Source organism: Yersinia massiliensis (assembly GCF_003048255.1).
GTDB classification, from domain to species: Bacteria; Pseudomonadota; Gammaproteobacteria; order Enterobacterales; family Enterobacteriaceae; genus Yersinia; species Yersinia massiliensis_A.
Genome location: NZ_CP028487.1, coordinates 100,394 through 124,690, shown reverse-complemented (window position 1 = coordinate 124,690; position 24,297 = coordinate 100,394). Strand labels below are relative to the sequence as shown.

Sequence of the window (24,297 nt, the reverse complement as noted above, 5' to 3'; positions counted from 1 at the left end):
GCTAATCAAAAATCTCAATGAGCTTAAATTCTTCAAAGACCAGCAACATTTCAGGCGAGAAATCCCCCTCACGGGTAAAAAAGGCCTGATGCTCCTTCTGCCAGTACGCCAGACTTTTATCACCCTCCCCCTCTTTCGCGGCCATCTCTGCGGTCACATCGCAAAAACGTACCAGCGTTAAGGCCACTGTCTGGATAACACAAACCGGCTCATTGCGGCTATTCAAGACAATATTATGATCGCCAATGCCCGGCGAAGCCACTGACTTATAGGCCGCATAAGAGCCGCATGTCGCTGTTTTAGCACCACTAATGACCAGTTGTGCCAGTTCATCTGCCATTTCAGGGCTATCACCAAACGCCCACTGCAAGGCATCAGGGTATCGCTGTGCGATTATCTTGTTATTCATTCTCTTCCCTAGGGTATCTCGATAAAATATTCACCGAATGATGCGTTATTCAGCGCAATTTAATGCTTTTCACTTTTTATCCATCAGACAGTTTATACTAGTGGCCATAATGTGTTGGCTGCGGTGTCTGACGATGATGTTTTGTTGCATTCACAGAGAAAGGCCGCAATAAGCACAGCCGCAATGTAAAAAATCTCAATTGGTTAAAATAATATGCTCAGTTACCGCCATAGTTTTCACGCTGGCAACCATGCCGACGTCCTTAAACATACCGTTCAAAGCCTGATTATTGAGTCTTTGAAAGAGAAAGAAAAACCCTTTCTGTATTTGGATACCCACGCGGGTGCCGGTCGCTACCAACTGAGTGGTGAGCATGCAGAACGCACGGGTGAATACCTTGAGGGCATCGGCAAATTGTGGCAACGCGATGACTTACCGGAAGATTTAGCCCCGTACATGAGCGCTATCCACTATTTTAACCGTGCCGAGAAGTTGCGTTATTACCCAGGCTCACCATTGATCGCACGCCATTTATTGCGTGAAGATGACAGAATTCATCTGACCGAACTGCACCCGAGCGATTATCCGTTGCTGCGCAATGAATTCGCCAAAGATGAGCGTGCAAAAGTTCAACGTGCCGATGGCTATCAACAGCTTAAGTCGCAGTTACCGCCTGCGTCTCGCCGTGGTTTCATTCTGATTGATCCGCCTTATGAGATGAAAACAGATTATCAGGACGTGGTGAAAGGTATTCAGGAAGGCTATAAGCGCTTTGCAACCGGCACCTATGCTTTATGGTATCCAGTGGTCTTGCGTCAGCAAATCAAACGCTTATTGCGGGATCTCGAAGCCACGGGTATTCGCCGTATTTTGCAAATTGAACTGGCGGTTCGCCCTGACAGCGACCAGCACGGTATGACGGCTTCTGGCATGATTGTGATCAATCCACCTTGGAAACTCGAGCAGCAAATGAACACGCTGCTGCCATGGCTACATAAAGCACTCGTACCGTCCGGCCATGGTCATACACTGGTGAAATGGGTAGTACCTGAATAAGCACAGCCTAAATCAATTGGTCACGCGAATCAGAGCCATTGATGCAACCTTTGCGACAAAACGCGAGTAAGCGTTAAACTCTTAGGCAAATTTTAAACAACTCTACCCTCAGTAATTTGATGGGTGAATATTGGAAATGACCCTGATGACCAAACATTACGACTATCTAGCAATTGGCGGTGGCAGTGGCGGAATTGCGTCGATCAACCGGGCAGCTATGTATGGTAAAAAATGTGCGCTGATCGAAGCTAAACAGCTCGGCGGCACCTGTGTGAATGTCGGTTGTGTACCGAAAAAAGTCATGTGGCATGCTGCGCAAATTGCCGAAGCCATTCATTTGTATGGCCCTGATTACGGCTTTGATACTACCGTGAATCATTTCGATTGGAAGAAACTGGTCGCCAATCGTACTGCTTACATCGATCGTATCCACCAATCTTATGAGCGCGGTTTAGGCAATAATAAGGTGGATGTGATTCAAGGATTCGCACGTTTTGTTGATGCACATACCGTGGAAGTTAACGGTGAAAAAATCACCGCCGATCACATTCTGATCGCCACCGGTGGTCGCCCAAGCCATCCGGATATCCCCGGCGCTGAATATGGTATCGATTCCGATGGTTTCTTTGATTTGGATGAAATGCCAAAACGCGTTGCTGTCGTGGGCGCGGGCTATATCGCGGTCGAAATCGCGGGTGTGCTCAATGGGTTAGGCACCGAAACGCACCTGTTTGTTCGCAAACATGCACCGTTGCGCTCGTTCGATCCGTTGATTGTGGACACACTGCTGGAAGTGATGAACACCGAAGGGCCGACACTGCATACCGAATCTGTTCCTAAAGCGGTTATCAAAAATGCAGATGGCAGCCTAACGCTGCAATTGGAAAATGGCACAGCAGTGACTGTCGATCACCTCATTTGGGCGATTGGCCGTGAACCGGCAACAGACAACCTGAATCTGGCTGCCAGTGGCGTCAAAACCAATGATAAAGGCTATATCGAGGTTGATAAGTTCCAGAATACCAACGTCCCTGGTGTTTATGCTGTCGGTGATAACACCGGTGCAGTTGAACTGACTCCTGTGGCAGTCGCAGCAGGTCGCCGCTTGTCTGAGCGCCTGTTCAACAACAAGCCTGATGAGCATTTGGACTACAGCAATATCCCGACGGTCGTTTTCAGCCACCCACCTATCGGCACCATTGGCCTGACCGAGCCGCAAGCTCGCGAGAAGTTTGGTGACGATCAGGTGAAAGTGTACAAGTCGTCGTTCACGGCAATGTACAGCGCAGTCACTCAGCACCGTCAACCTTGCCGCATGAAGTTAGTCTGCGTGGGCGCAGAAGAGAAGATTGTTGGCATCCATGGTATTGGTTTCGGGATGGATGAGATCCTGCAAGGTTTCGCCGTAGCGGTGAAGATGGGCGCAACCAAGAAAGATTTCGACAACACTGTCGCAATCCACCCAACCGCCGCCGAAGAGTTTGTTACCATGCGCTAAGCGTTATTGGCCGATAAACTTGGGCAAAAAATCGTTAAAGTTATGAACCCTTAGGCATTCTTGGTTACCCTTAGGGTTTGTAGCTTTTAGGAGAATTATGCCGAACGCACCGAAAAACAGCGCCGCACCACTGTCGTCGAGCATTGAATCGGGTAAGAAAGCGATTTCTTATATGACACGGATGACACTGCGAGTGAAAAAATATCCAGCTGTTGCCCACCTTATCCGCGCCACAGATCGTTTTAATGATCGATTAGGTAGCCAGTTTGGGGCTGCTATTACGTATTTTTCGTTTTTGTCACTGATCCCCATTTTGATGGTTTCTTTCGCCGCCGTGGGTTTTGTTCTGGCATCAAACCCTGACCTACTGGCTGAATTAATTAATAAAATCGTGAATACCATCAGTGATCCCTCGCTAGCAGCCACCCTCAAAAATACGGTCAATACCGCTATTCAGCAGCGGACCACGGTCGGGTTGACTGGCTTAGCGATTGCGCTCTATTCCGGTATTAGTTGGATGGGGAATCTACGTGAAGCTATCCGCGCTCAGTCACGGGATATCTGGGAACGTAACCCGCAGGATCAGGAGAAATTCTATTATCGCTATGCCCGCGATTTTGTCTCGCTCATCGGGTTAGTTGTCGCGCTGATTATCACGCTCTCACTGACGTCTATCGCGGGCGCTGCACAATCAGCCATCGTCAATGCATTAGGGCTGGGGGATATTGAATGGCTACGACCTGCCATGACCTTGATTGCAATGTCGATCTCAATAGCGGCTAATTATCTGTTATTTTTATGGATATTCTGGATTCTGCCGCGACATAAACCGAAGAAAAAAGCCTTGCTGCGCGGTACGCTAATTGCGGCTATCGGCTTTGAAATCATCAAATTTATTATGACCATGATGCTGCCACGCCTTGCTAGTTCACCGTCTGGCGCAGCATTTGGTTCCGTGATTGGTTTGATGGCCTTTTTCTACTTCTTTGCTCGATTGACCCTCTTTTGCGCCGCTTGGATAGCCACGGCCCAATATGCTGAGGATGACACCTTACTGCCAAGTTCAGGCGAAAAAACACGTTAGTGCGTTAACCCCCTACCCACTAAGGCCAACACCCCATAATGCTAACTCAGCATCATGGGGTCTGCCCTTGTTTCAAATTTGTCATTACACTGATGGCCCATCATCTAAAGTGAAGGATCACCTATGTCACGTGCGATAAAAAAAACGGAATTTAGAGGGATTATATTGGTGTTGATAGCGATTATTGGACTGTTTGCAGCCTATCAAACGCGCTCTAATCATGCCGATGCATTGTGGCGAATTGTCAGCCAACAATGTGTACCGAATATGGAAGCCAATCATGACTCGCAGCCTTGCATTGAGGTTGATACTCAGGGGGGGTTTGTGGTGTACAAAGATATGCATGGGCCATTGCAATATTTATTGATGCCGACGGCAAAAATCAGCGGTATAGAAAGCCCTCAGATACTCGCGGCCAACAGCCCAAACTACTTTTGGGATGCTTGGCAAGCTCGCCACTTTATGGCTGATAAGTATGGCGCGCCAATTGATGATTCAATTATCTCCCTCACCATTAATTCGCAATTTGGCCGCTCTCAGAATCAGTTACATATTCATATCTCTTGCCTGAAACCAGAGGTAAAAACGGCGCTAGCAGCGCAAGTGGCCGATTTCAGCCCACAATGGCAGCCCTTAGCCGGCGGCCTATTGGGCCATGATTATTTCGTTCGGCGCACCACAGCAATCGAATTACAACATTTAGGCGCGTTTCGCTTACTCGCCGATGAAGTCTCTGGGGCAAAAGACCAGATGGGTAATTATGGTTTAGCCATGACAGCTTTGCCGAACGGTGAATTTTTGCTGCTTGCCAGTAAAACCAGTATGTCGAAGCTACATCGTGCATCAGTGGAGGAGTTGCAGGATCACGCTTGTCAGTTGCTCCCCCAACCACCGATACACTAGCTAATTATTTTTTCTGCTTTATTTTATTCAAAAATGGTGTGCACTGATTCTCTTCAGCTTCGCTGGGGGAAATCAGTGCGAGCAATGCCGCCGCTGGCGTCAGCGCGACCCCTAACACCGCCGCAATGGTGCCTCGGGCGATCAATGGCCCCGCTTTGACTCCCGCATCTGGTTGCTTAAACGTTCCCTTCACATAGAGCGGGGAGCGTAAGGTCAGAATACGCAGCCCTTTACTCTCCGGATCAATGGATAAATCCAACCGTTCGGTCGCGAAGTTAATATTGCCCGTCACATTGATAATGGCGTTTTCGGTATCGATGACAAACAGCCGTGGTGTTGCTAGCCCATTACGCAGCTGAATATCCGCCACTGCACAGTTAATCTTAACCTCATCATCACCAAACAACTTCGCCACCAGATAGTTACCCACATTCAGACCCAGTAACTCCATCAAACTGCGGCTGATCAATCCTTGGTTGAGCAGCAAACGCAGGTTGCCATTACTGGTGGCCAGTAGTGCGGCAACCGAGTTACCGCTCGCCGTAAAGGACGCATCGCCATTCAGTTGCCCCAAGCTGTTACGCATCGCCGTGACCTCTGGCAATAGCTCTTTCAATTGCAGCTTACGGGCATGGAGATCAACCTTGCCTTGCATCGGGTTCTTGTTGCCATTCAACCGTAGCGTCGCATTCAAGTTGCCCCCTGCCATCCCAAAGCGTAATGGATCGAGTAACAGCTCCCCATTATTCAGCACCACATGCGTCGACAGATTACTTAGCGGTAATGATTTATCGCGCTCAATGCGTTTCGCTGCATAGGTCACATCAGCATCCATGACGTCCCAGCTTTTGGTATCAAACTTTTCCGTCGGTAAGACCTTATTAGCCGGTTGGCGATTTCGCTCGCCACGATTCGCTTTTTCCTGATTGGAGTCAGCCCCAATCAATGGCGCTAAATCCGCAAAACGTAATTTCTCTGATGACATTTTTCCGGTTAATTTGGGGCGCGGTTGGCTGGCGGCATAGGTCAAATCACCGTGAATATCGCTGTCGCCAATCTTACCGTTAAAGTTTTCATAGCGATAAACTGCGCCACCCGCTTGCTTAAGACTCGCGACTAAGCGGCCATCAGTGTTGTAAGGCGGCGTCGCGGGCAGTAATACACCGATAAGCGGATAGAGGTTATCCAAGCTCGCACCGGAGAATTTCAATTGCAAATCCAAACCCGCCAAATTGCCCGGATCCGTTAAAGTACCGGCCACCACGATTCGAGTTGACCCCGAGCGTAAATCAGCCTGTAACGGGAATGGCCGGCTTGCATCACTCATCGATAACATGCCGCCAATTTTGCCACTGCCTGTCAATGGCTGGCCCTGATACTTGCCGTCAACCTTCCAACCGAAAATATAGTCTTCCGTGTTGCTTTGCCCGTTATTTGCAGCCTGCTGGCCTTTTTTCTCTTTGTTGTCCGTGCCGGTCACCTCAGCGAATGGCAAAGGTTTACCCAAGGGATCAATCACAGCGTGCAGGTCAGCTTTTAAAGTGGCATCGTTCAGGTTAATTTCACCACGATCAAAAACGATATCGTCGATATTGACCGACCAAGAGGATGCGGTGTTCTCACCTTCTGTCGGGCTATTGGCCAGATGGAACGTCCAGTTATTTTTGCCGTCAGCCAGCCGCAACAAGTGAGCATCCGGCTGTGTTAGCCAAATTCGGGGGATCCAGACCTCTTTCGCCAGTAAGGCTAACGGCGCGATGCTCGCATCGACTCGTTTTAGGGTGACCATTTCACCGGAGGGAAAAGCAGCGGAAGCCGTTTTATCGCCCGCCTTTTTATCGCTAACTAAATCCGGTGGATTGCCCAACACCAGATCTTCTGCATGAATATGTGGCCAAGGCACCCAGCCGCGCCAACCCGGTTCATCGCCTTTTCGTGACCAATCAACCCCCAAATTGCCACGAATGGCGAATGGTCGTTGCAATTCAGTGGACACTTTTTCGTTAATCGTTGGTTTGAGGCGATTCCAGTCGAAAGTCATCACAAACACAATCATCGCCACCACCAACAGAACAATCACGCCGCCAATGCCCGTGAGCACTTTTCCAGTTTTGGTCATAATAGCTCCATGCCAGTCATCAGAAGATAATGCTAAATCCACCGTTATGGTGTGCTTATTCGAGGGTCACTTTGCGGTATTTTAGTCGAAAAATCAGTCAGGAAAGTGATGAGCCGATGAATACTGTGGATTTAGAAGACTACACTAACCATAGTCGATGATGGGATAGAATCCATTATTTGGGCAGATCAATGCCGTGATGCTGGCAGAAGCAGCAGCGGGGAAACACAGCATTGGCACTCATAAAACATTAGCCACAAAACAGCATGGGCAGTGCCTGTAATCGATCAAATGAGGTGGGCCGAGAAAGGTAATAACCTTGCGCTGCTGCGGCATCAGAACGCTGTACCATGGCCCACTCTTGTGAGGTTTCTACGCCTTCAACAATCACCCCTTTACTGTAGCGATCCATCAAGGTGATTAGCGTGAAAAACAGTTGGTTCCCGACATCACTTTCTTGCAAAACGATAAACAGATCACGGGCAACTTTGATGTACTCATAGCGCCAACTCAGGAATGAAGTGAAGTTCGCCATCCCACTACCAAAATCGTCCAGCCACAGACGATCGGCTTCTGCAATGCGCGCAAAGGGGGTATCAAGGGAGGTATCGACATGCTCGAGTAATTCAAAGCGGACATAAGGCATAGCGTCTATCAACAGTTTGGCCTGTCTGTCATCTTGCATCGCCATTAACGCCTGACCATCGATGTTGATCGAAACCAACACGGAGTGGTGAACAAATATCGCGTGCCACTGCTTGATCATGTTCAGCTGTTCCAGCACCACATTTAAGCGGTCACCGATACTGATGGCATTGAAGTAATCCTCCGGATTCAGGCGAGTATCCGGCGATGAAGGGTGAAAAACAGCCGTGAGTAACTCGATCGCCAGTAACGCTCCGGATGTGCGATAGATAGGTTGAAAAGTGTACCGACGCTGACATTGCCGCCAGAAGCTCTGTCCTTTATTACGATCAATGGCGGCAAAGGATGGCGCTAGCAAACCTGATACTTTATTCGTCATCATCAGTTTAGTCGCCATGTTGTATGTCATCAGACCCTAATGGCAGTTCGTACCGCCGACCGTTCGATGACATCCTGTGGTAAAGGTGATTCCTTCTGGACATGTTATCGACTCCAGAGGCCATAACTTTATATTGTGTCATGACAGATTCTTGCTCTCAGGCGAGTTGGCGCGGTACTTTTAAGCCATCTATAGTAGATAACTCAATAATGCCATTACACTTAATGGAGATGAATATGCCTTATGTAAATATTAAGATTACTCGCGAAGGGGCCACGGCTGAACAGAAAAAACAGCTGATCGCTGGCGTGACTCAACTGTTAGTCGACACCTTGGGTAAAAACCCAGCAACGACCGTGGTGGTGATTGATGAGGTGGATACTGATAACTGGGGGATTGGTGGTCAGTGTGTCACTGACCTTCGAAAATCGTCATAATTTTACCCATCTGCGTGGGAAACTTGCCAGTTTCCCAACCTATATCATAAAAAATCTAAAACGTCGTTTTAATACTATTGACTCTGGCGGAGTCAGCAGTGAGACTAACCTAAACCACTCTCATCACAGACACATTCAGGAATAGGCCAGCTTTCCATGACTAGCAAAAATATTGCCGTTATCGGCGAATGCATGATTGAACTGTCACAAAAAGGTTCCGACCTTAGCCGGGGCTTTGGCGGTGATACGCTGAACACAGCGGTGTATGTTGCCCGTCAGGTTTCTGAGCAGGCGCTGAATGTGCACTATGTGACGGCACTAGGTACTGATAGCTTTAGCGAAGAGATGCTGACCGCTTGGCAGCAAGAGAAGATCCATACTGACCTTATCCAGCGTATGGATAATAAGTTGCCAGGGCTATATTTCATCGAAACCGATAGCACTGGCGAGCGCACCTTCTATTACTGGCGTAACGATGCCGCGGCGCGTTTCTGGCTGACCAGTCCAGCGGCAGATGATATCTGCCAACGCTTGGAAAAATTTGATTATCTGTATCTCAGCGGCATCAGTTTGGCGATTCTGGACAGTGCATCACGTCAGCGCTTACTGAAATTGCTGCAAGCCTGCCGAGCAAATGGTGGCAAAGTTATCTTTGATAACAACTATCGCCCACGTCTGTGGCAGAGCAAAGAAGAGACTCAAGAAGCCTACCGTGACATGTTGGCCTGCACGGATATCGCTTTCCTGACACTGGATGATGAAGACATGCTGTGGGGCGAGAAGCCATTAGAGCAGGTGATTGATCGCACTCAAGCATTGGGCGTGAGTGAGATTATTATCAAGCGTGGCGCGGATTCTTGTATCGTCTGGGTAAAAGACGGCTTTGAAGCACACCAATACGATGTTCCGGCGGTCAAATTGCCGAAAGAAAAAGTAGTGGATACCACCGCCGCAGGGGATTCTTTCAGTGCCGGTTATCTGGCGGTTCGCCTGACCGGTGGTAGCGCCCACGATGCAGCCGTGCGTGGCCATTTAACGGCCAGCACAGTGATTCAGTATCGTGGGGCCATCATCCCATTGGCAGCTATGCCTGCGGTCTGATTAATTCAGTATCGCGTTCGAAGGGGTTAACGGCACGTTTCCCCTTCGTTCAGCATTCGCCATCAAAAAGCCCAGCCTACTACGGCTGGGCTTTTTAATCACTGAGCGGTCGTTGGCGTCGGCGGCACCGCCTCAGCACTCGCGACTGGTACCGCATCCTCTGGCACCACCGTGTGTGGCGTCATGATCGCGTTATAGGCTTCTTGCAGCGCCTTCACATTCACTTCCGGCTCGCCTTTTGGCTGCGTCAGAATCAGCGTGGTATCTTGCGATAACTGCTGCTTCAACTCCTGATTTAACTCTGCCAGTGTCAAACCTGACAAAAATGCTTGCCGAAGTTTTTGATACTGCTCTGGCGCGATATCAACCACACCACTTTGCTGTGAACGTAGGCGCTGACTCATCAGAATGTCAGTATCCGTGCGAGCATAGGTCGCAAACAGCTTACTGAGCTGCTCATTTTTCTGCGCCATCAATGCATCGAACTCAGCTTGGCTTAAGCCATTGGTGCGCAATGCGGCCAATTCACGGGCAACAAACGTCATCCCCGACGTGAGATTTTCCGTCGGCGTATTCAAATGAATAGCACACTGGGCGCGCTGATATTGCACACGGCAATCAAAGCCTAACTTCAGGTTCTTCTGATCGTTTTTATTCAGCACTTGTTGGATATGCCAGAACAGCGCCTCACGCGCTAAATCGCTGCGCCAGTAACGGCTTAATGCAACGGAGTCTTGAATCGGATGCCAAGGGGTATCCCACATCAGTGATAATGTATCTTGCGTCGCTTGCTCCCCCATCAAACTCACCGGTTCTGGCGGTAATGGCGCTAACATCGCAATCGGTGCCGGTGTCGTGCGCTTCCCTTTCAGTTCCGAGAAAGTTTTACTGATTTGAGCGGCGATACTGCGGCTGTCCACATTCCCCACCACGTACAATGTCATGGCATCAGGGGTATACCACTGCTGATAAAACTGTTGTAGTTTCTCGACATCTACCGGTTGCGCCACCGGCTGGCCCGGATCATGCCCAATCAGCGAAGAACCTTTAAGCCGATAACGCCACCAAGGCTCCTGAATATTTTGCGGGAAAGTGGCAATCGGATCGGTGGCACTGTTTAGCGCCGCATTAACCGTTTGCTCATTGACGGCCAACTTACCGCTGGTATCGGATAACCAAGCCAATGCTTCTTTCAGCAAATCAGGGCGGTTATTAGGCAAACTGAGACTGTATAAAGTGAAATCATAAGAAGTGATCGCCGGTGGCAACGGGCGCTCGTTATCGACCCCTTGCTGCCACAGCGACTGAAGTTGGGCGGGCGTAAAGCTCGCGCTGCTCAATAATGCCAAACGTGGCAACAAATGGGCAAAACCCACTTGCTGCGCGCTTTCTGCTAATGAACCTGTATTGACGACCAGACGTAATTCGATTCGATCGCTTGGGCGCTGCGGCGTTGCCAGCAGCTGCCATGAAAACCCGTTTTCTAGCTTCCCTTGCTGCCAAGCAGGATCGGGTTGTAGTGCTTCAGCCGGCGCATTACCGCTGGCAGCCGCCAACAATAATCCACCCACTATAAGACGAATTCTGGTGCCCTGCATGTGAACCCCTACTTAATAATCTATCCAATTTTAACCCTTCTCGTTTGAAGCTACAGTGCGGTTAGCTGCCTTCCCTGACTGAAGTCAGTGCATCGCTAACGGCCTACCTGCAACGCCAATTACCTCGGGTATAAATAATACAATTTTACGTAAGTCACTTGTGCTTAACGTGAACGTCTAATGCTCAGCATATCCGCGACCAGTGCTCTGTATCGCAGCTATAAAGGCAGGGATGAATCATCCCACGTTCAAAAGCACATCAAATGCCGACATCATTAGGTTAAAAATCAACGGCTATCACCACCGTGAAAACCGGAGATGGGAGTGTACCATTGTGTTAGACCACGTGCTTTTGCGGATGTCACTCATCAGTGTAAAAAATAGTAGTTAAAGGATAAAAAGCACAAGAAAGCGCGGGATGGGGGGCCTATCTGTGTAAGAACCGCCAGTGACAGCTGGTCACTGACGGTTTTTATGTGAAAAGTCTGAATCTTTAAAACTCGCCGATAAATGGGTTATTTTTCGATCAAGAGGAAGAAACACTGCCTTTTATTTCGCTATTCGGTGGCGTTTTATTGGATAACACAGCCTGCAGTTGATCGTTATCCAGTTGGTTACACCATTTCGCTACCACGATGGTTGCGACACCGTTACCCACCAAGTTAGTCAACGCACGGGCTTCTGACATAAAGCGGTCGATACCCAGAATCAGTGCCAACCCTGCCAGTGGTAGATGCCCTACCGCAGAAATCGTTGCTGCCAACACAATGAAGCCACTGCCCGTCACCCCTGCCGCCCCTTTTGAGGAGAGCAGCAGCACCACCAATAAGGTGACCTGATGAATCACATCCATATGGGTGTTGGTAGCTTGCGCAATAAAGACCGCGGCCATCGTCAGGTAGATAGATGTGCCATCTAGGTTAAATGAGTAACCCGTCGGAATAACCAACCCTACCACCGATTTCTTACAACCGGCTTTTTCCATCTTATCCAGCATACGTGGTAACACGGATTCAGAGGATGATGTCCCCAAGACGATCAGCAATTCTTCTTTGATGTAACGGATAAATTTGAAAATGTTGAAGCCGTTGAATTTGGCAATCGAACCCAGCACAACGACCACAAACAGGATACAGGTGACGTAGAAGCAGATAATCAACTGCCCCAGTTGCACCAAGCTACCCACACCGTATTTACCGATAGTGAAAGCCATCGCACCGAACGCCCCGAGAGGTGCCAAGCGCATGATCATGTTGATGATACCGAAAATAACGCGGGAGAAGCTTTCGATAACATTGAAGATGATTTGGCCTTTCTCACCCAGACGATGCAGTGCAAAACCGAATAACACCGCAAACAGCAGCACTTGCAGAATATTGCCGCTCGCAAACGCCCCCACCACACTGCCAGGGATGATATCGAGTAAGAAGGGTACAATCCCTTGCTGCGAGGCTTGCTCCGCATAAAGTGCAACCGCTTTGGCATCGAGTGTAGCCGGATCGATATTCATGCCAGCACCGGGTTGCACCACGTTCACAATCACCAGACCGATCAGTAGTGCGATGGTGCTAACAATCTCAAAATAGAGCAACGCTATCGCACCGGTACGGCCTACGGCCTTCATACTTTCCATGCCCGCGATACCGGTCACGACAGTACAGAAAATCACGGGTGCGATAATCATTTTAATTAGTTTAACAAATCCATCACCCAGTGGTTTCATCTGAGCGCCAAGTTCAGGATAGAAATGGCCTAACAAGACACCCAGTGTAATCGCCGTTAACACCTGAAAATAAAGACTTTTAAATATTGAAGCTTTCATAACTATGTCCTTTTGGAGAAATACACGGCAGCCTGTCGCTTTGTTCTCATTGATGATTGAGTGACACTTCTTTTTTATCCGTGCTTGCGCGGAAAATAACACCCTCATAACAATATGGAAATTATTAGTTGTACTGGATTGCACCCTTAACTCGAAATTAAGAACTGAAACGCTTCAAGCGGGGGCAACAACAGAAATGCAGTGGGATCAACCAGACAAATACCCCAAAATGATTAATGAGGAAAATGTATGAAAAAACAGCGATTCAAAGTATCGAGGAGGTAAATGCAGATTTTTGCACTCATTCTGCAATGGGGAGCAATGGTAGGGCGTATTTGGACGGAAGCAAAAATCAAAAACGAATATCGTGCTGCACTATCCTTTAGGGGAAATACAGCACGACGCTAAAGCAATATTGCGTATCAGTCACGAAGGCTCGTCACCAATAACTCTTCATCATCAACAACGACTCATCACCAACAACTAAAGGGTAATGCCATACTGTTCACGATAACGATGCACCGCCGCCAGATGGTCGGCCATTTCCGGCTTCTCTTCCAGATAGCTAACCACATCATTCAACGTCACAATCGAGATGACTTTGCAGTGGTAATCCCGTTCAACTTCTTGAATCGCCGAAATATCACCACGGCCGCGCTCCTGACGATCTAATGAAATCATCACGCCGGCCAGTGTTGCGCCTTGGGCATTAATGATTTCCATTGATTCACGAATCGCAGTGCCAGCGGTGATAACATCATCCACCAGCATGACTCGGCCTTTTAACGGGCTCCCCACCAAACTGCCGCCTTCACCATGGTCTTTCGCTTCTTTGCGGTTGAAGCAGTAAGGCACATCGCGCGCATGATGCTCTGCCAATGCGACTGCCGTTGTGGTCGCAATTGGGATGCCTTTATAGGCAGGCCCGAACAAGAGATCAAACTCCACACCACAATCCATTAATGCTGCGGCATAAAAACGCCCGAGTTTTGCCAGATCAAGCCCGGTATTAAACAACCCTGCATTAAAGAAATAAGGGCTAATTCGCCCAGACTTCAGGGTAAATTCGCCAAACTTCAACACCTGCTTGTTAAGCGCAAACTCAATAAACTCGCGCTGATAGGCTTTCATGGGGACTTCTCCTTTCCAGATTGTGACTACCGACATTAACCACTCGGGTTATTCATTGGGTGCCTCAAATTGCAGGCAAAAAAAAGGCGACTACCGAGTCGCCTAAATCAACTATTGCGCTAACGCCGCCTTCTGCGCCTGGAAGATAGTTTCTATCCCCCCACGAGCCAAGGCCAGCAACGCCAGTAACTCTTCGTGACTGAAAGGTTCGCCTTCTGCGGTGCCCTGCACCTCAATCATGCGACCATCTTCCATCATCACCACATTCATGTCCGTTTCTGCCGCAGAATCTTCCACGTACTCCAGATCGCAAAGGGCTTCACCTTTCACGATCCCCACAGAAACAGCGGCAACCAGCCCTTTCATCGGGTTAGCTTTTAATTTACCGCTGGCCACCAATTTATTCAGGGCATCAGCCAATGCTACGCAAGCGCCACTGATAGAAGCAGTACGCGTGCCGCCATCAGCCTGCAAAACGTCGCAGTCTAAAGTAATGGTGAACTCACCTAACTTCTTCAAATCGACAGCTGCGCGCAAAGAGCGGGCGATCAGGCGCTGAATTTCTAACGTACGCCCACCTTGCTTACCTTTTGCCGCTTCGCGAGCATTACGGCTATGGGTAGAACGTGGCAACATACCGTATTCGGCAGTTATCCAGCCTTGACCTTGGCCTTTCAGAAAGCGCGGAACACCCTCTTCCACCGTGGCGGTGCACAATACTTTGGTATCGCCAAACTCAACCAACACGGAACCTTCAGCGTGTTTCGTGTAATTACGGGTCAGGGTTAATGGGCGGACTTGTTGTGCTGCTCGGTCTGCTGGACGCATGGGCTTTCTCCGGCTTTAAATCGATATTGGTCGCGCATTATACGGCCTTAGTGATGTAATGCCTATCCTGCCCGCGCCTCGGAGGCTATAATCCCTGCATCTTTTCTTTAATTAAAACGGGTACGCACAATGATCCGCAGCATGACCGCCTACGCTCGGCGTGATATTAAAGGCGAATGGGGCAGCGCAGCTTGGGAGCTACGTTCCGTTAACCAACGCTATTTAGAAACCTATATTCGCTTGCCTGAACAGTTCCGCAGCTTAGAGCCTGTCATTCGCGAGCGTATCCGCAGCCGTCTGACACGAGGCAAGATTGAGTGTAGCCTGCGTTTTGAGCTGGATGCCGCAGCGCAAAGTTCGTTGATTTTGAATGAAAAACTTGCTAAGCAGCTGGTTGAAGCAGCGAACTGGGTCAAAATGCAAAGTGATGAGGGTGAGATCAATCCGCTTGATGTTTTGCGCTGGCCGGGTGTGATGTCAGCCGAAGAGCAAGATCTGGATGTCATTAGCACTGAGTTAATGCTCGCGCTGGATGTGGCTCTTGATGACTTTATCGTTTCTCGCGAAACCGAAGGCGCAGCATTAAAAACGCTGATCGAACAACGCCTAGACGGTGTGAGTGCGGAAGTGGTTAAAGTACGTGCGCACATGCCCAATATCTTGCAGTGGCAACGTGAACGGCTGCTTACCAAGCTGGAAGAAGCACAAGTTCAGTTGGAAAATACCCGCTTGGAACAAGAGTTAGTGCTGATGGCACAGCGTGTCGATGTCGCCGAAGAGCTAGATCGCCTCGAAGCGCACGTCAAAGAAACGCACAATATCTTGAAGAAGAAAGAAGCTGTCGGCCGCCGCCTTGATTTTATGATGCAAGAATTCAACCGCGAGTCAAATACGCTAGCCTCGAAATCGATCAATGCGGAAGTCACCAATTCCGCCATCGAACTAAAAGTGCTTATCGAACAGATGCGTGAGCAGATCCAGAATATCGAGTAAATTCTTGAGCGAACTCGTCAAGTCTCACAACATCTCGTCCATACCACCAAGCCCGTATAATAACGGGCTTTTTTAGTACCATCCCGATCTCAATACAGCGAAAATCTACCCGCATATAATCAGATTATGTGCACACGCAGAATCACCAAGCTCTTCATTATGTAAATCAATCAGACCATCCCTGACATTTCGATTTAATCAAAATCATATTAAGCGTACAATTCAATTGTACACTTCAGGAGGCACTCAATGCGTACTTACACTTCAACCCAAGCTCGAGCAAATATTTCAGAAGTATTGGATGCGGCCACTCATGGCGAACCTGTTGAAATCACCCGCCGAGACGGTAGCTCGGCAGTGGTTATCAGTAAGGCTGAATTTGAGACATACCAAAACGCTAAGCTTGATGCAGAGTTCGATGTCATTATGCAACGTCATGGTCATACTGTAGAGGCGCTGACAAACCGATGATGTGGATCAGCGCTCAGGAGGTTATCGCTTTTCATGACCGCATATTGCAACGGCTCCCCGGCGTTACTGGTATACCCGATCCCGGCAGGGCCGAAGCACTCATTTATCGGGTGCAAAACCGAACACATTATGAAGGCGTGACAGATGTTTTTGAACTCGGCGCCACCTACTGGGTCGCTATCGCTCGTGGACACATTTTTAACGATGGTAATAAACGTACTGCGTTTTTCGTTACCATGGCTTTCCTCTATCGCAATGGCATCAGGATCCGTGATACCGATAATTCGCTGGAAAATTTAACGGTAGCGGCAGCGACAGGTGAGAAAACCGTTGACCAGTTATCGCAACATCTACGAGATTTGGTGGAACATACTAACCAAATTCGTTGAGCACTTGTTAACATCTGTGACCATCAAACTGCGGACTAAAGAAGACATTTTGGGAGTCAGAGATAAAACAGGGGATCTTGCTTGATGGCAGTCATAAACAGCCGCCGATTAAACTAGCTATCCGTAAAAAGAACCGCAGCCCCCAATCAGGAGAATGGTTTATGCAGGCTTTGCTCATCATTGATATGCAGATGGAAATGCAACATCGGATTGAATCAGGCAAGGAGCACGTAAACACCGATGCGCCTGAAAAGATTGCCCAGCTTTCAGCCGCCTTTAGGCAACGAGGCCTTCCTGTTGTGCATATCCGTCACGCTGAAAAAAATCCGCAATCGCCTTTTAATCCAAACGCCGTTGGATACGCTCCTATGCCATGCGCACAAGCGGTTGCGGATGAACCTGTCTTTGTGAAAACGACTTCATCAGGCTTTGCATCCACTGACTTGGCCAACTATTTACGGGATAACGGCATTGATGATTTGGTCGTCGTCGGGGCGGTCGCGGGCTTTTGTGTCAATTCAACCGTTCGAGCAGGTTCTGATCTTGGCTTCAATATGACGGTCGTAAAAGACGCCGTACTTGGCTTTGGGATACCTTCAACTAACCTGTCAGCTAATACTATTTTTGAGGTCACAATGGCGCTACTCGCCGCCGATTTCGCGAATGTTGTGCACAGCGAGGCTGTTTTATCCAATTGATATGGATGCAGTAAACCGCATATTTACGGTTCATACTTCAGCATATCTATAGTGCTTAAGGTGCATGCCTCGGCAATAGTAGACATGTACCAGACTCGCGTAAACAGACCTTCAATCGAGCTGCTCTTCTGGCCGCAACCATGTTGCTGATGTGCTAGCCTTATCGGCCTTATAAATCCTTATTCACACTCTTTTTAGGTGGAGCCAAAATAATGTATTTACGCTTGCTGCCCTCAGTATTACTTTCTGCCAGCCTCGCCGCCTGTGCTCCCTACGATTACAATGCACAACAGGATAAAAAGCCAATAATGATAGGCTCAAATCCAATATATACTGTTGATGATAAAGGGAATTTAAGAAGGGACAGACGCATGGAGAACGTTCGCAGCCGAGGTTGCGTGGATAATAGCACCGATTGCGGAAGACCTATCGGCTGGTAGGTCATTTGGCCGCTATTCCCTATTTCTATAAAGCTAACGCTCATCAGAACTAGATGACTTGGCGCAATAGGTATTTTCAACCACACTTACCCCGCGAGAATATGTTTTTGCACGAAAGCTCTTGACGGTTTTTGCCCTTAACGCAAACCCTATTCCCAGCCTATAAATGTAAAAGCGAATATTAACCTGGGGTGAATATCGATGAAAAAGATCGCTATTATTGGTGCTGGCCCCACGGGGATTTATACCTTTGACGCCCTGCTAAAGCTCAAAGTGCCTGTTTCAATTTCTATTTATGAGCAAGGCAGTGAGGCCGGTGTTGGCATGCCTTACAGCAACGAAGAAAACTCGAAGATGATGTTAGCTAACATCGCCAGCATCGAGATCCCCCCTATCTTTACGACTTATATCGACTGGTTAAAATGCCAAAGCGCACGCCATCTAGCCCGCTATGGTATTCAGCCGGATTCTCTGCATATCCGCCAGTTCCTACCGCGAATTCTGCTCGGCGAGTATTATCGCGACCAATTTCTAGCACTGGTGACAAAGGCAAAACAGCAAGGTTTCACGGTGAATGTGCATGAATCCTGCCAAGTTACCGACCTTGAAGCCACCACCGATGGCGTCCGACTGTGGGCGAAGGGTGAACCGGCAGCAGAACTGTTTGATCTCGCCGTTATCGCCACTGGCCATGTGTGGCCCGATGAAAGTGAATCGACTCGCACATTCTTCCCGAGCCCTTGGTCAGGACTGATGGAAGCCAAAATCCCAGCGTGCAAAATCGGCATTATGGGGACTTCACTGAGCGCCATTGACGCCGCGATGGCTGTGGTGGTCCAGCATGGTCAGTTTGTCGAAGCAGATGATGAGCATATTCAGTTCACGCTTGATGAGGGAAGTGAGGCGCTTAAAATCACGTTGATGTCCCGATCGGGCATCCTGCCGGAAGCTGATTTTTACTGCCCAATCCCCTATCAAGCATTAAGCGTCGTGACAGAAGACGCGATCAAAAATGAAATTTCTGCTGGGTCAGAGGGTTTACTCGACCGAGTATTCAAACTCGTTGTGGCAGAAATTGAATCAGCGGACCCAATCTGGAGCGAGCATATCGCCCTTCAGACTCTCGATGCTGACAGCTTCTCCGATGCATGGTTTGCCGATCGACATCAGCACGATCCGTTCCGCTGGGCCTACTCGAATCTTAACGAGGTCGAACGCAACAAGCGCGCAAAACGCACGGTACCATGGCGTTACGTGATCCTCCGGTTACATGAAGTTGTACAAGAAATCGTCCCTTATCTTGATGAAGATGACAGCAAAAGATTCAATTCTGGTCTCGCCAGAGTGTTCATCGATAACTATGCGGCCATCCCCTCACAATCGATTCGTCGATTATTGGCTCTACGTGAAGCGGGGGTAATCAGCATTCTCGCGCTGGGGCCGGATTATAAAATGGACGTAAAAGCGCATCAGACGGTTATCTCCGCGAAAGGGAAAACATTTGAGTTCGATGTTTTTATTGATGCGCGGGGACAAAGGCCGCTGAAGACGAAAGATCTGCCGTTTCCGACATTAAAAAAGCAGCTCCAGTCTTGCGGCGAAGAGATTCCGGAAGTGGGCAACGATTATACGCTTCTGTCTCCAGACTGTGCTCGTGGCCGCATCGCGTTTGGCGCATTACCCTACCTCATGCACGACCAGCCCTTTGTGCAGGGCCTTACCGTCTGTGCTGAAATCGGAACTGCCATTGCCAAGGCAATCGTCGAACCGGCATACCGCCCCCGCAGACGATTGCCGTATTTTGACATGTGATAGAAAGTGGATATGTCAGGGTCTAGCCAGCACGGTTCGATGACCTTGGTGGTGCCGCCAGAACTGGCATACGGTGAGAAAGGTTATCCACCCAAAGTGCCACCGAACGCCACCATGATCTACGCTTTACGCATTGACAGCCAAGCATGTCACATTATTGAGTCAGTCATAAATTGCGCTCCATATGGCCTACAGCAGCTTTGCCCATGAAAAAAGCACTCCCGTGAGAGTGCTTTACCTATCAGTCTTGTGGCAGCGACAAATATTGATACCCGCTTGGTAACAGTATTATTGCTTTAACGCCATCTTCTTTACCCATTCAGGATAGGTTTTCGACAAATACTCTTCAGCGTAATAGCCATACCAGCCATAACCTGTCCGACGTTCTCTCGCGATATCCTCGTATTTAGCCACACGTTTCCCATCGCGATTAGCCAAAATGACAGAATTATCATTTAAATCATAAAATCTTGCCCAAATCCGAGGTGCTGAAGGGTCTGATTCAATTCGGCGGTCCCATTTACTGGAGTGCCAAGCATATTTCTCTTCCGGCGCTTCAAATTTAACGACTTTGAATCCAGTTAATGCAGAATTCTCCAACCATTGTGTCGCGTCATTAATGCTTTTAATGATTTCGGGGGATGGGTTATCAATGGAAGTTAAATATTCAAGCACACCAACAGTTTCTTCGGACAATATGCCGGGTAATTCAAATGAACGGCCGCCAACAGGTGTCAGTGTTTCAGGATTATACTGACCCGCCCAGCCAGTTTTTATGCCATTTTGTACAATCTGTAATTCCAGTAAGCACTGATCGCCTTTGGATACTGCATCAGAAATCAAGGTCAGTGTTTCACTATCAACAAAGCCATAGGTTTTCTTGTCACCAAGTATATTTCTAAACATCCGTAATATACCGGACGTCACGTCATCCGCATTGGTAATGGAACGTTGATAACTGGTGTTTTCTGTCTCAGTAATACTTTTAGGTGGGATGGTATGTGGCCAGCCAGCACAAACTTTATATTGTTGATTGAGGGTATAGCGAATACCCAGTAATGCCGCATCACTATAACGTTTATCCCCCAGTTCGGCCCATGCCTGGGAAAGATATTCGATTTGAGAATAGGTATTTCGGTTATCAAATGAAACTCTGATATTATCTTTTTCTTTTTGAAATGACTGTATTTCTTCTGGTGATAAAATTCTCAATGGGTCCTGATTTTCAATCCAGCCACCAACCTCCTTCTGATATAAAAGTACATTCTCAGATATGGCTTTGACATCGTTTTCAGAAAGTCGCTGATACTCCTTCCCATTTTTGTTCTGATAATGATGGATAGCATCGGCAAAACCATCCAAGCTTGGTGCGGCAAGGGCATTAAAGGCAAAACAAGTCAGTATGACCGTGCTGGCAGTGAATGAAATAAGCTTCATTAGCTGTCTCCTTTTTTATAATGAAATGACAAACCATTTAAAATGGTACTTCATTTCATTATTCAAAAAAGTGATATTCACGGACAATTTAACATTTATAGGTTTACTGACTGAATCTTGGGATTTATCGAGTGTTCTTCCCTGCCGGGAGTGAGTGATTCTGAATCTTTAAAGGCATCTGACGATGCCTTTTTACATAGCGGCGTTAAGCTGCCACGAGCGGTTCGTTGAGATCCCGCTGATACGTTTGGTGCAGCAGATCTATTTGCTGCCATAAAACAAAGTTGAGTATTTCTTTCACTTCCTGCGATTCGAGTGTGACGATGGCGTAAATCAGCGCACGGCAGTGATCAATGACTTCTTCTAACTCGCGAGGCGTCTTATCGTACATGTTGCACCTCTGGCGGGAGAGTGGCGGCTAATGATACTGGCAGGCAAAGAACAACGATATTGCAGTGGGGTGTAGTCGTCGAATCCATGATGACAACCTCTCAATTGATGGTTTTATCCCACCACCAAGAGCTGCTAATCCCTTTGGGTGGTGGACTGAACAGGGTTAGCAGACCGGTCAACAGAGAACCCGGCGCATCTTGCGATGCCCCCGTCCAGCCCACCATTGATTTTTCTTAGGCGTAACTGTACCCGCACATAGTAACCGCCTACGCGGTTGTGCGTTCTGTTTTGTCTCAGGCTGCTAAACCCGACAACGGATTTTGCCGCTGCGGGGGCACTATATCCGGCCATTCCCTACTGTTCAATTAGCCAGTAGTAAATTAGGACAAACATTTTTGCGAATGCGAAAAGGGCCGCATTTGTGGATGTAACAAACGTGCGACTTGGCACCAATCCTATCTACAGGCAGCGATAAATGCTCCCCAAGAATTTAATGTCTATACAGGCCTGTGAGTAAACACATAGCCGAGAAATAAAAGCATTACGCAGACAAGTAACATCCTTACTGTAGGATGAAAACTCAGCTTAAACGCGCGGTGGGCCTCACTATGCGCAGATAATATGTTTATCACTATCACTTAGTGGTAAATATTCAAACAAAGTCAAACCTTAAGACCAATTACTTAATTTTTATAAAAATTCAGAGTAATATACTTAAAAATTAACATAGCCCACTGCATTGTACTTTTAAAAAACCTTCCGTATTTAATATTATCTCTTCCGCATCAGATCGTTACACAAAGAGTTGACCGTTAGTATTTCATTTCATCAATTGCAGTAGCTTGGCTAATCTATATAATACGTCGAAATAATAAATCTAATAAAACTCTGAATGGATGCCATGTCTAAATATTTACAGGCAGCAGCTTTGCTGTCGCTGTCATTATCATTGACTGCTTATGCCAATATGCTGAGCCCTGCAGATAGAAATACTATTCAGCAACAACAGCGTGACATTTTAGAACAAAACCAGCGCCAGCGTCAGGAATTACAACGCAGCTTAAGCCCCGAGCTTGTTGCGCCAAAATCGCTTCCGGCACCGGCTGGAGCCTGTTTTATGATTAATACTATTAATCTGCAAGACGCCGATCATTTACCGCCTAAAGATAAACAAAAATTACTGCGACCTTATCTGAATAAATGTTTGGACTTAAATCAAATTCAGACGTTAATACAAGAAATATCTGATTGGTATATTTCGCGTGGTTATATTACCAGTCGGGTATTTCTTATTGAACAGGATTTATCACAAGGCACCCTGCAACTGGCTGTGCTGGAGGGTAAACTGCAAAAAATCGAGCTAAACGGTAAGACCTCACGCCAATTAAAAATGGCATTCCCAGGACTTGAAGGGAAAATTCTTAATCTGCGCGATATTGAACAGGGCATGGAGCAAATTAACCGTTTACGCCAAACTCCGGTGCAAATTGAAATATTGCCGGGCACCGAAGCGGGTTATTCCATCGTCAATCTCACCGCAACACCTGAATTCCCGCTGAATCTTGGCGTCGGTTTTGATAATAGTGGGCAGAAAAGTACCGGAACAGGTCAGATAAATAGCTCACTGACGGCGAATAACCTGCTTGGCTTAGCTGATCAGTGGTTTATTTCCGGTTCGCGTAGCAGTGATTTTGCCAGCAGCCATAATGCGCGCAGTGTGCAGACTGGCGTTAGCGTCCCCTATGGTTACTGGCTGGCAGATTACAATTATTCATACAGTGATTACCTCTCCACCGTGACTAACCGTGGCTTTGATTGGCTCTCCAGTGGCGATAGCCAGACGCACCGTTTCGCTATTTCGCGTGTGGTGTATCGGGACAGTGATATGAAGACTGGTTTGTCGTTCGGCCTAACCCATCGCCTTAATCGCAATTATCTCAATGACAGTTTTTTGCAAAGTAGCAGCCGCAAATTATCCAGTGTCGTATTGGGGATTAATCACAGCCAAAAACTGTGGGGTGGTTATAGCACCTTGAACCCCGCTTACAGTCGCGGTGTACCTTGGCTTGGTGCCGAGGATGATAATGGCAAAAATAGCAGTGCACCCAAGGCCGAATTCAATAAGTGGACATTGTCTGGCAGTTATTACCTGCCTCTGGCACAGGACTGGAGCTGGCTCACCAGCTTCTACGGTCAATGGACACCGGATAATTTATACGGCAGCGAGCGACTGACTATTGGCGGTGAAACCTCAGTGCGCGGCTTTAAAGAGCAGTATCTGTCTGGCGATAAAGGCGGTTATTGGCGTAACGAAGTGAACTGGTCACTGGCTACTCTGCCGTTACTGGGCAATATCACTGCACTGGCAGCCATTGACGGGGGTTATCTGCGCCATGACACCGCTGACAATTATGCCTCGGGCAAATTGTGGGGCAGCGCTATCGGGTTAGGCAATCGTCATCGCTATTTCAGTAGCCAGTTTACCATCGGCTGGCCATTAGCCTATCCCGACTGGCTGAAGCCAGATCACGTTTCTATTTACTATCGCATCAATTTCGTTATCTAACTGTTTGTATCTATAGGGTTATCAGGGATGAATAATAATAACGAGTCAACCATCAAAACTCATCATCAATGGCTGAGTTATACCCTGT

22 protein-coding genes and 1 pseudogene are annotated in these 24,297 nt (G+C 48.0%); 13 read left to right on the top strand and 10 right to left on the bottom strand.

The window, feature by feature from the left end; all coding sequences use genetic code 11:
* Window position 1: 1 nt before the first annotated feature.
* Window positions 2-409, bottom strand: coding sequence for an ASCH domain-containing protein (locus tag DA391_RS00530; protein WP_108087244.1), 408 nt, complete (start codon window positions 407-409; stop codon window positions 2-4).
* Between the two features lie 213 nt (window positions 410-622).
* Between DA391_RS00530 and DA391_RS00525 the strand changes: the two genes are divergently transcribed.
* The 4 genes from DA391_RS00525 (at window position 623) to DA391_RS00510 (ending at window position 4,950) form a co-directional block, all read left to right on the top strand.
* Window positions 623-1,465: a 23S rRNA (adenine(2030)-N(6))-methyltransferase RlmJ gene (locus DA391_RS00525; RefSeq protein ID WP_050083377.1), complete on the top strand. Its 843-nt coding sequence runs from the start codon at window positions 623-625 to the stop codon at window positions 1,463-1,465.
* A gap of 145 nt (window positions 1,466-1,610) precedes the next feature.
* Window positions 1,611-2,963 (top strand): glutathione-disulfide reductase, encoded by a 1,353-nt coding sequence (gene gorA, locus DA391_RS00520; protein WP_019212739.1) that lies wholly within the window; start codon window positions 1,611-1,613, stop codon window positions 2,961-2,963.
* 97 nt (window positions 2,964-3,060) lie between these two features.
* On the top strand, window positions 3,061-4,047 hold the full coding sequence (yhjD, locus tag DA391_RS00515; RefSeq protein ID WP_050287369.1) for an inner membrane protein YhjD: 987 nt from the start codon (window positions 3,061-3,063) through the stop codon (window positions 4,045-4,047).
* A gap of 123 nt (window positions 4,048-4,170) precedes the next feature.
* Window positions 4,171-4,950 (top strand): CDP-diacylglycerol diphosphatase, encoded by a 780-nt coding sequence (locus DA391_RS00510; RefSeq protein WP_057651068.1) that lies wholly within the window; start codon window positions 4,171-4,173, stop codon window positions 4,948-4,950.
* 4 nt (window positions 4,951-4,954) lie between these two features.
* Here DA391_RS00510 and DA391_RS00505 read toward each other — a convergent pair whose 3' ends face one another.
* Both DA391_RS00505 and pdeH read right to left on the bottom strand, forming a co-directional pair.
* Window positions 4,955-7,069: an AsmA family protein gene (locus DA391_RS00505; protein ID WP_108087243.1), complete on the bottom strand. Its 2,115-nt coding sequence runs from the start codon at window positions 7,067-7,069 to the stop codon at window positions 4,955-4,957.
* A 250-nt stretch (window positions 7,070-7,319) separates the two neighbouring features.
* Window positions 7,320-8,111: a cyclic-guanylate-specific phosphodiesterase gene (gene pdeH, locus DA391_RS00500; protein ID WP_019212733.1), complete on the bottom strand. Its 792-nt coding sequence runs from the start codon at window positions 8,109-8,111 to the stop codon at window positions 7,320-7,322.
* Between the two features lie 218 nt (window positions 8,112-8,329).
* Here pdeH and DA391_RS00495 point away from each other — a divergent pair, with 218 nt between their 5' ends.
* The gene (locus DA391_RS00495) at window positions 8,330-8,530 is read left to right on the top strand and encodes a 2-hydroxymuconate tautomerase family protein (protein ID WP_019212732.1); all 201 of its coding nucleotides are present in this window, start codon (window positions 8,330-8,332) and stop codon (window positions 8,528-8,530) included.
* Between the two features lie 156 nt (window positions 8,531-8,686).
* Window positions 8,687-9,631, top strand: a complete 945-nt coding sequence (locus tag DA391_RS00485; protein WP_019212731.1) for a sugar kinase — start codon at window positions 8,687-8,689, stop codon at window positions 9,629-9,631.
* Between the two features lie 98 nt (window positions 9,632-9,729).
* Here DA391_RS00485 and DA391_RS00480 read toward each other — a convergent pair whose 3' ends face one another.
* The 4 genes from DA391_RS00480 to rph all read right to left on the bottom strand — a co-directional run bounded on the left by DA391_RS00480 (window position 9,730) and on the right by rph (window position 15,010).
* Complete coding sequence (locus tag DA391_RS00480) at window positions 9,730-11,229, bottom strand: M16 family metallopeptidase (protein ID WP_108087242.1); 1,500 nt, start codon at window positions 11,227-11,229, stop codon at window positions 9,730-9,732.
* A 526-nt stretch (window positions 11,230-11,755) separates the two neighbouring features.
* Window positions 11,756-13,051 (bottom strand): dicarboxylate/amino acid:cation symporter, encoded by a 1,296-nt coding sequence (locus tag DA391_RS00475; RefSeq protein WP_108087241.1) that lies wholly within the window; start codon window positions 13,049-13,051, stop codon window positions 11,756-11,758.
* A gap of 483 nt (window positions 13,052-13,534) precedes the next feature.
* The gene (pyrE, locus tag DA391_RS00470; protein WP_108087240.1) at window positions 13,535-14,182 is read right to left on the bottom strand and encodes an orotate phosphoribosyltransferase; all 648 of its coding nucleotides are present in this window, start codon (window positions 14,180-14,182) and stop codon (window positions 13,535-13,537) included.
* A gap of 111 nt (window positions 14,183-14,293) precedes the next feature.
* Window positions 14,294-15,010 (bottom strand): ribonuclease PH, encoded by a 717-nt coding sequence (gene rph / locus DA391_RS00465; RefSeq protein ID WP_004705100.1) that lies wholly within the window; start codon window positions 15,008-15,010, stop codon window positions 14,294-14,296.
* Between the two features lie 129 nt (window positions 15,011-15,139).
* Between rph and DA391_RS00460 the strand changes: the two genes are divergently transcribed.
* From DA391_RS00460 to DA391_RS00435, 6 genes and pseudogenes are all read left to right on the top strand, one after another.
* Window positions 15,140-16,003, top strand: a complete 864-nt coding sequence (locus DA391_RS00460) for a YicC/YloC family endoribonuclease (protein WP_050287365.1) — start codon at window positions 15,140-15,142, stop codon at window positions 16,001-16,003.
* A gap of 249 nt (window positions 16,004-16,252) precedes the next feature.
* Window positions 16,253-16,474 carry a type II toxin-antitoxin system Phd/YefM family antitoxin gene (locus tag DA391_RS00455; protein ID WP_049610050.1) on the top strand — a complete coding sequence of 74 codons (222 nt, stop codon included), beginning with the start codon at window positions 16,253-16,255 and terminating at the stop codon, window positions 16,472-16,474.
* Window positions 16,471-16,863 (top strand): type II toxin-antitoxin system death-on-curing family toxin, encoded by a 393-nt coding sequence (locus DA391_RS00450; protein ID WP_050083383.1) that lies wholly within the window; start codon window positions 16,471-16,473, stop codon window positions 16,861-16,863. Before DA391_RS00455 ends, DA391_RS00450 begins: the two co-directional genes overlap by 4 nt.
* 77 nt (window positions 16,864-16,940) lie before the next feature.
* Window positions 16,941-17,561: a cysteine hydrolase family protein gene (locus tag DA391_RS00445; RefSeq protein ID WP_206186971.1), complete on the top strand. Its 621-nt coding sequence runs from the start codon at window positions 16,941-16,943 to the stop codon at window positions 17,559-17,561.
* Between the two features lie 641 nt (window positions 17,562-18,202).
* Window positions 18,203-19,813 carry an FAD-NAD(P)-binding protein gene (locus tag DA391_RS00440; protein ID WP_108087239.1) on the top strand — a complete coding sequence of 537 codons (1,611 nt, stop codon included), beginning with the start codon at window positions 18,203-18,205 and terminating at the stop codon, window positions 19,811-19,813.
* A gap of 30 nt (window positions 19,814-19,843) precedes the next feature.
* Window positions 19,844-20,023: pseudogene (locus DA391_RS00435) on the top strand (FKBP-type peptidyl-prolyl cis-trans isomerase); the annotation flags it as partial.
* Window positions 20,024-20,101: 78 nt separating this feature from the next.
* Here the strand turns inward: DA391_RS00435 and pelA are convergent.
* From pelA to DA391_RS24570, 3 genes are all read right to left on the bottom strand, one after another.
* A complete protein-coding gene (gene pelA, locus DA391_RS00430; RefSeq protein WP_050083387.1) occupies window positions 20,102-21,250 on the bottom strand; it encodes a pectate lyase in 1,149 nt (382 codons plus the stop codon).
* 205 nt (window positions 21,251-21,455) lie between these two features.
* Window positions 21,456-21,641: a hypothetical protein gene (locus DA391_RS00425; RefSeq protein ID WP_049610039.1), complete on the bottom strand. Its 186-nt coding sequence runs from the start codon at window positions 21,639-21,641 to the stop codon at window positions 21,456-21,458.
* Window positions 21,642-21,741: 100 nt separating this feature from the next.
* Window positions 21,742-21,867 (bottom strand): ash family protein, encoded by a 126-nt coding sequence (locus DA391_RS24570; RefSeq protein ID WP_019212715.1) that lies wholly within the window; start codon window positions 21,865-21,867, stop codon window positions 21,742-21,744.
* 668 nt (window positions 21,868-22,535) lie between these two features.
* On the opposite strand from DA391_RS24570, the gene DA391_RS00415 reads away from it, so the two are divergent.
* Window positions 22,536-24,209 (top strand): ShlB/FhaC/HecB family hemolysin secretion/activation protein, encoded by a 1,674-nt coding sequence (locus DA391_RS00415; RefSeq protein WP_108087237.1) that lies wholly within the window; start codon window positions 22,536-22,538, stop codon window positions 24,207-24,209.
* The last annotated feature ends 88 nt before the right edge of the window (window positions 24,210-24,297 follow it).